Annotated in this window: 13 protein-coding genes; 6 read left to right on the top strand and 7 right to left on the bottom strand. The window is 68.4% G+C overall.

Annotation, left to right across the window (positions count from 1 at the left end; translation table 11 throughout):
- Positions 1-76 precede the first annotated feature (76 nt).
- Together G6N26_RS26200 and G6N26_RS18830 are read left to right on the top strand one after the other, a co-directional pair.
- A complete protein-coding gene (locus G6N26_RS26200) occupies positions 77-1,060 on the top strand; it encodes a PirG (RefSeq protein ID WP_232067488.1) in 984 nt (327 codons plus the stop codon).
- Positions 1,061-1,190: 130 nt separating this feature from the next.
- On the top strand, positions 1,191-2,840 hold the full coding sequence (locus G6N26_RS18830; protein WP_232067612.1) for an LGFP repeat-containing protein: 1,650 nt from the start codon (positions 1,191-1,193) through the stop codon (positions 2,838-2,840).
- Positions 2,841-2,846: 6 nt separating this feature from the next.
- Here G6N26_RS18830 and G6N26_RS18825 read toward each other — a convergent pair whose 3' ends face one another.
- From G6N26_RS18825 to G6N26_RS18810, 4 genes are read right to left on the bottom strand one after another with little or no spacing between them, the layout of a single operon-like run.
- A complete protein-coding gene (locus G6N26_RS18825; RefSeq protein ID WP_139799107.1) occupies positions 2,847-3,659 on the bottom strand; it encodes an HAD family hydrolase in 813 nt (270 codons plus the stop codon).
- Between the two features lie 19 nt (positions 3,660-3,678).
- A complete protein-coding gene (locus G6N26_RS18820) occupies positions 3,679-4,464 on the bottom strand; it encodes a lysophospholipid acyltransferase family protein (protein WP_083016785.1) in 786 nt (261 codons plus the stop codon).
- A 14-nt stretch (positions 4,465-4,478) separates the two neighbouring features.
- Positions 4,479-5,246: a lysophospholipid acyltransferase family protein gene (locus tag G6N26_RS18815; protein ID WP_083016789.1), complete on the bottom strand. Its 768-nt coding sequence runs from the start codon at positions 5,244-5,246 to the stop codon at positions 4,479-4,481.
- Between the two features lie 3 nt (positions 5,247-5,249).
- A complete protein-coding gene (locus tag G6N26_RS18810) occupies positions 5,250-6,020 on the bottom strand; it encodes a lysophospholipid acyltransferase family protein (protein WP_083016792.1) in 771 nt (256 codons plus the stop codon).
- Between the two features lie 130 nt (positions 6,021-6,150).
- Here G6N26_RS18810 and G6N26_RS18805 point away from each other — a divergent pair, with 130 nt between their 5' ends.
- Both G6N26_RS18805 and G6N26_RS18800 read left to right on the top strand, forming a co-directional pair.
- Positions 6,151-7,689 (top strand): MBL fold metallo-hydrolase, encoded by a 1,539-nt coding sequence (locus G6N26_RS18805; protein ID WP_083016796.1) that lies wholly within the window; start codon positions 6,151-6,153, stop codon positions 7,687-7,689.
- The gene (locus G6N26_RS18800) at positions 7,686-8,036 is read left to right on the top strand and encodes a hypothetical protein (protein ID WP_067173483.1); all 351 of its coding nucleotides are present in this window, start codon (positions 7,686-7,688) and stop codon (positions 8,034-8,036) included. The genes G6N26_RS18805 and G6N26_RS18800 overlap by 4 nt, the downstream gene beginning before the upstream one ends.
- Here G6N26_RS18800 and G6N26_RS18795 read toward each other — a convergent pair.
- Entirely contained in the window at positions 8,033-9,595 is a 1,563-nt protein-coding gene (locus tag G6N26_RS18795; RefSeq protein WP_083016797.1) for a phytoene desaturase family protein, read from the bottom strand. The genes G6N26_RS18800 and G6N26_RS18795 overlap by 4 nt on opposite strands.
- A gap of 48 nt (positions 9,596-9,643) precedes the next feature.
- The gene (locus G6N26_RS18790) at positions 9,644-10,291 is read right to left on the bottom strand and encodes a TetR/AcrR family transcriptional regulator (protein ID WP_067173489.1); all 648 of its coding nucleotides are present in this window, start codon (positions 10,289-10,291) and stop codon (positions 9,644-9,646) included.
- Between the two features lie 88 nt (positions 10,292-10,379).
- Here G6N26_RS18790 and G6N26_RS18785 point away from each other — a divergent pair, with 88 nt between their 5' ends.
- Positions 10,380-10,877, top strand: coding sequence for a DUF2834 domain-containing protein (locus G6N26_RS18785; RefSeq protein ID WP_067173492.1), 498 nt, complete (start codon positions 10,380-10,382; stop codon positions 10,875-10,877).
- Here the strand turns inward: G6N26_RS18785 and G6N26_RS18780 are convergent.
- Positions 10,874-11,443, bottom strand: coding sequence for a class I SAM-dependent methyltransferase (locus tag G6N26_RS18780; protein WP_067173495.1), 570 nt, complete (start codon positions 11,441-11,443; stop codon positions 10,874-10,876). The genes G6N26_RS18785 and G6N26_RS18780 overlap by 4 nt on opposite strands.
- 55 nt (positions 11,444-11,498) lie before the next feature.
- Here G6N26_RS18780 and G6N26_RS18775 point away from each other — a divergent pair, with 55 nt between their 5' ends.
- Entirely contained in the window at positions 11,499-12,248 is a 750-nt protein-coding gene (locus tag G6N26_RS18775) for an AraC family transcriptional regulator (protein ID WP_083016798.1), read from the top strand.
- Positions 12,249-12,250: the final 2 nt, after the last annotated feature.

The raw sequence follows: 12,250 nt of genomic DNA, 5'->3' as shown, positions 1-12,250 counted from the left end.
CGACTGTGTGTGATTCCAGCCAGTTAGGACCGGCGGGACCGCCAACACAACACATAGTCAGATAGAGGAGACTTCCGTGCCGAACCGACGCCGACGCAAGCTCTCGACAGCCATGAGCGCGGTTGCCGCCCTGGCAGTGGCGAGTCCGTGCGCATACTTCCTTGTCTACGAATCGACGGCCGACAACAAGGCGCCCGAGCATCACGAGTTCAAGCAGGCCGCGGTGATGAGCGACCTGCCCGGCGAGCTGATGGGTGCGCTGTCGCAGGGGCTGTCGCAATTCGGGATCAACATGCCTCCGGTGCCCGCGTTGAGCGGGGGCGCGACCACACCCGGTCTCGCCAGTCCGGGCCTGGGCACCCCGGGCCTCGGATCCCCCGGCCTGGGGACCACGGGCCTGACCAATCCGGGCTTGACGAGCCCCGGTTTGACCAGCCCCGGCCTGACCAATCCAAGCTTGACCAGCCCCGGGCTGGCGAGCCCCGGCCTCACGAACCCGGGCCTGGCGCCCACGACACCCGGGCTCACCGCGCCGGGTGCGTTGCCGGGCACCCCGGGTGGCGGGATCGCGACCCCGGGCGCCGGGCTCAACCCGGCGCTGTCCAACCCCGGGCTGACCAGCCCGGCCGGGGTAGCGCCCGGATTGGGCGGCCCGGCCCTGTCGCCGAGCGAAGTGCCGATCGACTCCGCCGGGTTGGACCCGGGCGTCGGTGGCACCTACCCGATCCTGGGTGACCCGTCGACGTTCGGTAACGGTTCGCCCATCGCTGGCGGCACCGGCCTGGGCGGTGGCTCCGGATCCGGCGCCAGTGGCGGCCTGGTCAACGACGTCATGCAGGCCGCCAACCAGTTGGGCGCCGGTCAGGCGATTGACCTGCTCAAGGGCCTGGTGATGCCGGCCATCACGCAGGGCATGCAGGGCGGCGGAGCCGCGGGTGCGCTGCCGGGTGCCGCTGGTGCCCTGCCGGGCGCCGCGGCGGGAGCTCTCCCGGCCGCCGCGGGTGCTGCCGGTGCACTGCCGGCGGCCGCCGGCGCGGTGCCGGTACTGCCCCCGGTCTGACCTTTACCAAACCCTCCACCAGACGGCACCGCAGAATCGCATCTGCGGTGCCGTCGATTTTGGTGCAGATTCAGCCGCGCTCAACCTCGTGTCGTCCCATAGATAACATTAGAAACACACGTAACATCGCCTGGTGTCCCGCAGTCGCGCACCGACGATGTTGCTCACCGCCATCGCGGCGACCGTCGTCATCGTCTCGTGGGTCGGGGACGCGACGCGCCACCGCGGCGCCTCCAACCCCGCGCCGGCGCGCGGCACCCAGCTCGCCGAGCAGCCACTGATCGGGCTGGGCGCCGGAGTCACGGTTCGGGAAATCAGCCAGGACGCCCCGTTCTCGTTGGTGGCGTTGACCGGCGACCTGGCCGGCACGTCGACCCGCGTGCGCGCCAAGCGCCCCGACGGCTCGTGGGGACCCTGGTATCAGACCGAGTACGAGACCGCGGCGCCCGACCCGGCGGGGCCCGGCCATTCCGCCGGGGTGGCGGAGGGTCCGCGCGGCACCGATCCGGTGTTCGTCGGCACCACGACCACCGTCCAGGTCGCGGTGACCCGGCCGCTCGACGCGAAGGCGACCCAGCCGCCCCCGCCACCACCGCCGGACGCCTCGGATTTGGGATACAAGCCGGCGTCGCGGGAACAACCCTTCGGGCAGAACATCTCCGCCGTCCTCATCTCCCCACCGCAAGCGCCGTCCCAAACGCAGTGGACACCGCCGTCCGGCGTGGTGATGCCCGGGCAAGCGCCCCCCATCATCAGCCGAGCGGAATGGGGCGCCGACGAATCGCTGCTATGCGGTAGCCCACAGTACGACAACGGGATTCGCGCCGCGGTCATCCACCACACCGCGGGCAGCAACGACTACTCGCCGCTGGAATCGGCCGGGATCGTCAAGGCCATCTACACCTACCACAGCAAGACGCTGGGCTGGTGCGACATCGCCTACAACGCGCTGGTGGACAAGTACGGCCAGGTGTTCGAGGGCAGCGCCGGCGGGCTCACCAAGGCGGTCGAGGCGTTCCACACCGGCGGGTTCAACCGCAACACCTGGGGTGTGTCGATGATCGGCAACTTCGACGACGTGCCCCCCACCCCGATCCAACTGCGCACCGTCGGCCGCCTGCTCGGCTGGCGGCTGGGCATGGACGGCGTCGACCCCAAGGGCACGGTGCAACTGGAGTCGGCCGGTAGCCACTACACCACCTTCCCGGCCGGCGCCATCGCGACACTGCCGACGATCTTCACCCACCGCGATGTCGGCAATACCGATTGCCCGGGCAACGCCGCCTACGCGCTGATGGACGAAATCCGGGATATCGCAGCGCATTTCAACGACCCTCCCGAGGAGCTGATCAAGGCGCTGGAGGGCGGGGCGATCTACGATCACTGGCAGGCGATCGGCGGGATGAACAGCGTGCTGGGCGCGCCGACCTCGCCGGAAGACAGCGCGGCCGGCGACGCCCGCTTCGTCACCTTCGCCCGGGGCGCCATGTACTGGTCGCCCGAGACCGGGCCCCAACCGGTCACCGGCGCCATCTACGACGCCTGGGGCTCGCAAAGCTACGAGCGCGGCCCGCTGGGGTTGCCGACCAGCGCGGAAATCCAAGAGCCCCTGCGGATTACGCAGAACTTCCAGCACGGGACACTGAACTTCGAGCGGCTGACCGCCAACGTCACCGAGGTCGTGGACGGCATCACCACGCCGTTGGCCACCCAATTGCCCAGCGGCCCAACGGTTCCGGCCGAACACTTCTCGCTGCCGACGCACCCCGGCGCCACCTGAAGCGCGTTAAAGCCACCAGCGTTCCAGCACCCGCCCCACGCCGTCGTCAGTGTTGGCGGCGGTGACCTCGTCGGCTGCGGCCTGCACGTCGGGGTGGGCGTTGCCCATGGCCACGCCATGGCCCGCCCAGCGCAGGATCGGCAGGTCGTTGGGCATGTCACCGAACGCCACCACCTCCTCGCGGGCGATCTCCAGCGGTCTGGCGATCTCGTCGACGCCGGTGGCCTTGCTGATCCCCAGCGGCACGATCTCGATCAGGCCGTTGTTGGTGGAGTAGGTGATGTCGCCCTCGGTGCCGACGTGCTTGGCCAGTTCGGCGGCCATGTCAGAGCTGCGGGCCCCGGCCCGGCGAATGAGCAGCTTGATCGCCGGGGCGCTGAGCAGGTCCTCGATCGACACCTCGGTGTTGTCCGGGTTCAGCCAGGCATGCTCGTAACCCGGCGAGCTGATGAACTGCGGGGTCGCCGTGTCATGGGCGCGTTCGCCGATCCGCTCGACGGCCAGCCCCGCGCCGGGGATGACGCGCGTCGCCAGCTCCGCCAACTCGGCCAGGGTGTCGACGGACAGCGTGCGCGTCGAGACCACCCGGTCGGTCGCGGAGTCATAGATCACGGCGCCGTTGGCGCACACCGAAACCGGGGCGAAGCCGAGCGCGTCGACGACCGGACGTATCCACCGTGGCGGACGTCCGGTCGCCACCACGAACTGCGCGCCGGAGTCCACCGCGACGCGAATGGCGTCGCGGGTGCGCGGGGTGATCTTTTCGTCGTCGTCGAACAGGGTGCCGTCGACGTCGCAGGCGATGAGCGTCGGCTTCATCGTCATCGGGTCCGACCGCTCAATGCAATCCGCTTTGGGTATGCCCCGGGCGCGTGACGCCGTCGGTCCCGTATTTCTGCATCCGGTCCTGCAACTCCGACAACCGGATGGCCCGGGAATCCTCCTGGGTGGGCGCGCCGCCACCCAAGCGGCGCGGCACCCAGAATTCGTCCTTCGGGTGCGGGTATTCGTCCTGCACCCGGTACAGCAGGGCATTCATCGCCTCACGCAACACCGCGTTGAGCTCCTCGGGCGTGCCCCGCGCCGGCAGCGGGCGCCCGGCGACCACGGTGATCGGAACTTTGTTGCGCAGCACCTTCTTCGGATGGTCCTTGGGCCAGATCCGGTGGGCGCCCCACACAATCACCGGGACGATCGGCACCTGAGCTTCCAGCGCCATGCGCGCGGCCCCGGTCTTGAACTCCCGCAGTTCGAAACTGCGGCTGATGGTGGCCTCGGGATGCGTCCCGATCAGCTCGCCCTCGCGCATGCGTTGCACCGCCGCGTCGAAAGCGTCGTGTCCCGACCTGCGGTCCACCGGGATCAGCCGGGCGTGCTTGATGACGTAGTTGACCGCCTTCACGTCGGCCATCTCCGCCTTGATCATGAAATACGCGCGCCGCCGGCGCTCGCGGACGGCCATCAGGGTAGGAAGCCAGTCCAGGTAGCTGGTGTGGTTCTGGGCCAGCAGGGCGCCGCCCCGCTCGGGAATGTTCTCGAGACCCTGATAGGTGAACTTGGTCCCCTGCATGGCGACCATCGGCGGGACGATCCACTCCGCCAGCCGGTAGAACCCCTCAGGCATGTCTTCTCCTTCGCCTACTGCGACGGGCGGTCGGCCCGGTTGGCGGCCTTCTTGGCCGATCGGGCCGCGGTCTCGTCGGCCTCGATGCGGGCGGCCCCCGCGCGGGTCGGGGCGGAACCGCCCAGCCGGTGCGGCACCCAGTACGCTCCGGGCTCATTCGGATAGTCCTGTTGCGCCTGGTGCAGCAACGTTGTCATCGAGTCGCGCAGGGCAGCGTCGGTCTGCGCAATGTCTTCGCGCACCTGTAACGGCGCGCCCACCTGCACGGTGACAGGGATTTTGGCCCGACCCAGTTTACGCGGGTGGTCCTTGGTCCAGATGCGCTGCGCCCCCCAGACGATCAGCGGGACGATCGGGACGCCGGCTTCGAGCGCCATCCGGGCGGCGCCGGTCTTGAACTCCTTGAGTTCGAAGCTGCGACTGATCGTGGCTTCGGGATACACGCCCACCAGCTCGCCCTCCCGGAGCCGCTGCACCGCCACGGCATAGGCGCCCGCGCCGGCGCCGCGGTCCACCGGGATGGTGCGGGTGTGCTTGATCAGGAAATTGACCACCTTGACCTGCTGCATCTCGGCTTTGATCATGAACCGCAGGCGTCGGCCCCGGCGGTGCATGGCCAGGCCGGCGGGCAAAAAGTCGACGTAGCTGGTGTGGTTGATCGCCACCACGGCCCCGCCCCGCTCAGGAATGTGCTGCTCGCCGCGATAGGTGATTGTGGTGCCGGTGGCCGTCACCGCCAGTTGGGCCAGAAGCTCCAGCGCGCGGAAGGTCGGCTCCACCATCGATCACTGCTCCGGCGCCCCTGCGGGGCGCGCCCGGCGTGCCGCCCGAGCGGCCGCCTCCTCGGCTTCCAACCGGGCCGCTTCGGCCAGCGAGGGGGCGCCTCCGCCCAACCGGTGGGGCACCCAGAACTCCCCGGCGGGGTGGGCGCCGTAGAGTTCCTGCGCGCGTTCCAGCAGGTGCTGCATCCGGGAATGCAGGAGGCCCTTCAATTCCTCGATGCCCAGCGTCGGCGCGATCGGCTCGCCGACCAGCACGACGATCGGCACCTTCGGCCGCCACAGCTTCTTCGGGTGGTCCTTGGTCCAGACGCGCTGGGCGCCCCAGACGATGTGCGGGACGATCGGGACCCCGGCCTCGACCGCCATGCGGGCGGCCCCCGACTTGAACTCCTTGATCTCGAAGCTGCGGCTGATGGTGGCCTCCGGATACACCCCGACCAGCTCACCGTCTTTGAGGTGCCGGACGGCGGACTCGTAGGAGGCGGCGCCGTCCTGCCGGTTCACCGAGATGTGGCGCAGGCTGCGCATGATGGGGCCGGTGACCTTGTGGTCGAAGACCTCCTGCTTGGCCATGAACCGCACCTTGCGACCCAGGCCCTGCTTGTAGGCGGGCAACCCCGCGAAGGTGAAGTCCAGGTAGCCGGTGTGGTTGATCGCAATGACCGCGCCGCCGCTCTTCGGGAGGTTCTCCACACCCGTGACCGTGATCTTCAGGCCCTGCGCGCGCCACACCAAGCGGGCTAGTGCAATGACAGTCCCGTAAACCGGTTCCACAGCTCATCAGCCTAGTGCTCCGCATTGCGCGGCGCCCCCTGATGCCGCCTCGCGCTAAGCTCGGGGGCGCAAAAACCGTTCTCGCCGGCCGACCCCGAGCCGGTCCCCCAGCACCCCCGGAAAGGTATTAGTGCAGGTCACCAGCGTCGGCCACGCCGGATTCTTGATCGAGACCCAAGCGGGCAGCATCCTGTGCGACCCGTGGGTCAATCCGGCCTACTTCGCCTCCTGGTTCCCCTTCCCGGACAACAGCACGCTGGACTGGGACAAATTGGGTGCCTGCGACTACCTGTACGTGTCGCATCTGCACAAGGACCACTTCGACGCCAAGAACCTGGCCGAACACGTCAACAAGGACGCGACCGTCCTGCTGCCGGACTTCCCCGTGCCCGACCTGCGAAACGCGTTGCAGGAATTGGGCTTTCACCGATTCATCGAGACCAGCGATTCGGTCAAGCACCGGATCGACGGGCTCGACGTCATGATCATCGCCCTGCGAGCGCCCGCCGACGGTCCGATCGGCGATTCGGCGCTGCTGGTCTCCGACGGCGCCACAACGGTTTTCAACATGAACGACGCCCGGCCCGTCGACCTGGACGTGCTGGCGGCCGAGTTCGGGCACATCGATGTGCACCTGCTGCAGTACTCCGGAGCGATCTGGTACCCGATGGTCTACGACATGCCGGCGCACGCCAAGGAGTCCTTCGGCGTCCAGAAGCGGCAACGGCAGATGGACCGCGCCCGCCAATACCTCGCCCAGGTCGGGGCGACGTGGGTGGTCCCCTCCGCGGGCCCGCCCTGCTTCCTGGATCCCGAGCTGCGCCACCTCAATGACGACCACGCGGATCCGGCCAACATCTTCCCGGACCAAATGGTGTTCCTGGACCAGATGCGCACGCACGGCCACGACGGCGGCCTGCTGATGATGCCCGGGTCCACCGCCGACTTCACCGGCTCCACCCTCAATTCGCTGCGCCACCCGCTGCCGACCGACGAGGTCGAGGCCATCTTCACCACGGGCAAGGCCGACTACATCGCGAAGTACGCCGAGCGGATGGCGCCCGTCGTCGCCGCCGAGCGGGCGAGCTGGGCCCCCGCGGCAGGAGAGCCCCTGCTGGAGCCGCTGCGCGCGTTGTTCGAGCCGATCATGTCGCAGAGCGATGAGATCTGCGACGGGATCGGCTACCCCGTCGAGCTGGCGCTCGGGCCCGAGACCGTGATCTTAGACTTCCCGAAACGGACGGTGCGGGAACGGATTCCGCACGAGAAGGTCCGCTACGGCTTTGAGATCGCACCGGAGCTGGTGCGCACCGTGCTGCGCGACCGCGAACCCGACTGGGTCAACACCATCTTCTTGTCCACCCGCTTCAGGGCATGGCGGGTCGGCGGCTACAACGAGTACCTCTACACGTTCTTCAAATGCCTGACCGACGAACGGATCGCTTACGCCGACGGCTGGTTCGCCGAAACCCATGACGACTCGGCGTCGGTCACGCTGGACGGCTGGGAGATCCAGCGCCGCTGCCCCCATCTCAAGGCGGACCTGTCGAAATTCGGTGTGGTGGAAGGAAACACGCTGACCTGCAATCTGCACGGGTGGCAGTGGCGGCTGGACGACGGGCACTGCCTGACCGCGCGGGGCCACCAGCTGCGGAGCCGCCGCGCGTGAACGCCTCCGACCGCTCCCACGGCTCCTACGACGATGGGTTGGTTCAGCTGGATCGCACGGCGATCACGCTGCGCCGCTATCACTTTCCGTCGGGAACCTCGAAGGTCATCGCGCTCGACTCGATCCGCGGATACAAGGCCGAAAACCTGGGGCTCGTCACGCAGCGGTTCCGGATCTGGGGCAGCTCGGACTTCCGGCGTTGGCTCCCCCTGGACATGCAACGACCCTTCCGGTCGACGCTGATCACTCTGGACGTGCCGGGCACCTGGCCCAGCCCCGCGTTCACGCCGGCGCGCGCCGACGAGTTCATCGCCCTGCTCGACGAATTGCTGAGCGGGCGCCGCTAGCGTCCCCGGTCGGCGAGCGCCTGTCGTGCCGCGTTGTAGCCGGGGATGAACGTGATACCCGGTCCACCGTGACATCCCGCGCTGCCCAGGTACAGGCCCTCGATCGGGATCGGCTGGCCCAGAAAGCCCTTGGGGCCCGGCCGGTTGGGGCCGACCTGGTTCGCGTTCAACAGGCCGTGGCAGTAGTCGCCTCCCGGCGCCCCGAACATCACCCCCATGTGCTTGGGGGTGAAGGTGGTGTGCCGGATGATGCTGCGTTCGAAATTCGGTGCAAGACGGGTGATCTTGTCGATCACCCGCTGACCCATTTCGACCTTCGCCTGCCCGTAATCCACGTCGCCCTCGATCGGGAAGAACAACGCGAACGCCGACGCGGCGTGCTTGCCCTGCGGTGCGAGGTCCGGGTCGTTCTGCGAGGGGATCTGCAGGACGACGGTCGGGTCGGCCGGAACGATGCCGCGCCGGGCGTCCTCCCACTGCTGCTGGACCTCTTCCGGCGTGCAGAACAGTCCGATCGAGGCCTGCATGGCGGGCTCGTTGAGGGCCTCGTAGGGCGCGGCGAAGGCGGGGGCCTCGTCCAGCGCGAAGTGCATCTGCAGGTAGCTGCCGCGGTGGTCGATGCGCGCGTAGCGCTCCCGGATGTCGGCGGGCAGCGCGCCGGGATCGATCAGGTCGTTGAGCGTGGTGTCCGGGGCGATGCCCGAGACGACGATCGGGGCGTGCAATGTCTCGCCCGCCTCGGTGCGCACCCCGGTCACCCGACCGTCCGCGACGAGGATCTCGGTTACCTTGGTGCGCAACCGAACTTCGCCGCCGTGGCTTTCCAGCACGTCGCACAGGTGCGAGGTGAGCGCGCCGATGCCGCCGCGCAGCTTCTTCATCTGCATCGTGTCGCCCTCGGGCACGCCGAGGCCGAAGGCGAGCGCGGCCGCGCTGCCCGGCGTGGCCGGGCCCCGGTAGAGGGTGTTGACGGCCAGCACGGTCATCGAACCGCGCAGCGCGCCGTGCTTCTCGCGGTCCGGCAGATAGCGGTCCAGCACGTCGGTGACCGAGCCGAACAGCATGTCGTCGATCGCCGCACGCTCGAATTCGTTTGTGGCGCAGGCATACATCTCATCGATGCTCTTGGGCGGGGTGCCGGCTTCGAAGCGGCCCAGCGCGCGGGTCGGGCCCTGGCTCCACGCCATCAGCCCCGCCATCCCGTTGACGGCGTCGGCCCCGTGCACCTCGTTGAGGTGGGTGAACAGCTTGACGGGGTCGCTGTACTGGACCAGGGGATCGTCACCGACGCCCCGCACCGCCACCGACATCACGTCGAGGTCGATTGTCGGCATGGCGTCCAGGCCGAGCTCGTCGACCACCACCCGTGCCGTCGGGAACTGCACCGAACCGGCGATCTCGAACTGATAGCCGTCGAAAAGCTCGACGGTGGAAGCCATCCCGCCCGCGTAGAGCTTGGGATCCAGGCACACCGTCCGCAGCCCGGCCTTGGCCAGCAGCACCGCCGCGGTCAGTCCGTTGTGCCCCGCGCCGATGACGATCGCGTCATAACCAGTCATGTCCTTGCCCTCCGCAAGGAGGCTCGCACGGCCGCAAAGTTTTGTCAATTATGACGAAACATGGGGGGCGGTCCCGGTAGTCCAGGAGTCGGTGATACCCGCGCGCAGCGACTCCAGGGCGGCGTGGCACAGCCGCGCGAGCTCGCCCAGGGACCGGTCGTCGCCGACCATCCAGACCTCCATGGCGCCGAAGACGGCCGCGGCGATGCACCGCGCGGTCACCGCGGTGCGCACCCGCTGGTCGGCCGTCGGCTCGGCGGCGCCCGCGGCCCCGCGACCACGCCGTTGCCACTGTGCCGCAATGGCGTCGGCGAAGTCGGCCTGGACCTCCCGGATGTGGCGGACGATGCGGCCGGGGTCCAGCTCGTCCTGGCGCAGCGCGGCGATCTTGGCGACCGCGTCGACGTCGTACGGGAACGAGAAGATGGCCGACTGCACCGAGTCGATGATCTGTTCGTCGGCCGGCCTGGCGTCCAGGGCCGCGCGAAACCAGTGCAGCCCGGTGTAATCGGCGAACAACAGGTCGTGCTTCGAGCTGAAGTGGCGATAGAACGTCCGCAGCGACACCCCGGCATCGGCGGCGATCTGCTCGGCCGACGTGTCCTCGACGCCCTGGGCCAGGAATCGCACCAGGGCGGCCTGGCGCAACGCTTCGCGCGTGCGCTCGCTGCGTGCCGTCTGAGCGGGCCTGACCATCTCAGTAAGGTATCAAGACTTCGGATTCACCATCCCATATGTTGTGTCAATATTGACAAAACTTTGCGCCGCGGGTGAGACTGCGCCCATGGTCTCGCTACTCACTCACGCCGTGCTCGGACTGGCGGTCATCAGTTGGATCGTCACGTCGAACTCGAAGGTTTTCGCCCGGCCGGCCAACGGCCCACTGTTTTCGCCGATGGAAATCGTGTATTACGTCGTCGGCATCGCGTCCGTCGCGCTCGGCTGGTACTTCAACATCACGTTCGTGCACGAGTACTCGCAAGGCTCCACCAACCCGCTGTGGGGCGAACACGGGAGCTGGGCCGAATACATCAAGCTGATGTTCACCAACCCGGCGGCGAGCTCGGCCAGCCAGGACTACACGATCGCGAATGTGATTCTGCTGCCGATCTTTACGATCGTGGACGGCTACCGGCGTGGATTGCGCCACCCCTGGCTGTATTTCGTGTCCAGCCTGTTCACCAGCTTCGCGTTCGCGTTCGCCTTCTACTTCGCGACGATGGAACGGCAGCGCCGCCACGGGCACGTTGCCGGCGAGCCGGCGACGAAAATCACGGCCTAGCCCGGTTTGACGGCCCGCCAGCGCTGCCTACCACGCCGGACGTCGGTGTGGATGTCGGTGAACCCCGCGGCCCGAAGCCGGCCGGGGAGGTCCGTCGGTGCGATGGGGTTGTAGGTGTCGGCGACGTGGAGCAGGCGGAACGCCAGTGACGGGACGCCGTCGCTGCCGGCGAAAACCCCGCCGGGCGTGAGCAGCCTGAACGCCTCGGCGAAGAGCTGGTCCTGCAGCCCGACGGTGGGAACGTGGTGCAGCATCGTGAAGCACACCACGGACGTGAAATCGCCCGCGGGCAGCCCCGTTTCGGTGCCGCTCGCCTGGATAATGCGCGCCCGCTCGCCGTAGCGGCGTTGCAGGCGATCGGCCATCGCGCCGTCGAGTTCGACGGCCGTGAGCGAGGTCGTGCGATCGAGCAGGCCGCGCAGCGTCGCGCCGTACCCGGGGCCGATTTCCACAGTCCGCGTGCCCAATTCGACGTCCTGCAACGCCCACGGCAACAGCTGATCGGCCACCGCCTTTTCCCATGATGCCGAGCTGCAGCGCCGCCGGTGGAGGAGATTCATCGCCATACCAGCAACGCTAGGCCGGCACGCCGGTTGCGTGCTTCCGATATCCTGCCGAGATATGTCGGAAATCAGCCACCACGGACTGGTCACGTCGGCGCAGACGTTGCCGCCGGGAGCGCGCATCGAACGGCACCGCCACCCGCAACATCAGATCGTCTACCCGTCCTCGGGCGCGGTGTCGGTGACCACGCCGGCGGGCACGTGGATCACGCCTGCCAATCGCGCCATCTGGATCCCGGCCGGGTGCTGGCACGAACACAAGTTCCACGGCACCACGCAGTTTCACGGCGTCGCACTGGATCCCGACCGCCACCGTCGCGGCCCGGCAGCGCCGGCCGTCCTGGCGGTCAGCCCCTTGATGCGCGAACTGATCATCGCGTGCTCGCAGTCCGACGGCACCGACACCGCCGAGCATCACCGGATGCTGGCCGTCCTGCACGACCAGCTGCAAGCGACCAGCGTCGCGGAGCCGCTGTGGATCCCCACGCCCGTCGACCCCCGGCTGCGGGACGCGTGCGCGTTGATCGCCGACAACCTGGCCGAGCCGTTGACGCTGCAGCAGATCGGCGATCGGGTCGGCGTCGCTCAGCGCACGCTGAGCCGTTTGTTCAGCGACGAGCTGGCCATGACGTTCCCCCAATGGCGCACCCAGGTCCGGCTGCAGCACGCGCTCGTGTTGCTCGCCGACCGGCGGGATGTCACGTCGGTGGCAGCCGAATGTGGTTGGGCCACACCGAGTGCCTTCATCGACACCTACCGGCGGGCCTTCGGGCACACCCCCGGCCAGCTGGCCGGCAAGGCTCCCTGAGC

The organism is Mycobacterium marseillense (genome assembly GCF_010731675.1).
Classification (GTDB): Bacteria; Actinomycetota; Actinomycetes; order Mycobacteriales; family Mycobacteriaceae; genus Mycobacterium; species Mycobacterium marseillense.
The sequence above is the reverse complement of the archived record's forward strand: the minus strand, read 5'-3'. Positions and strand labels throughout refer to the sequence as shown.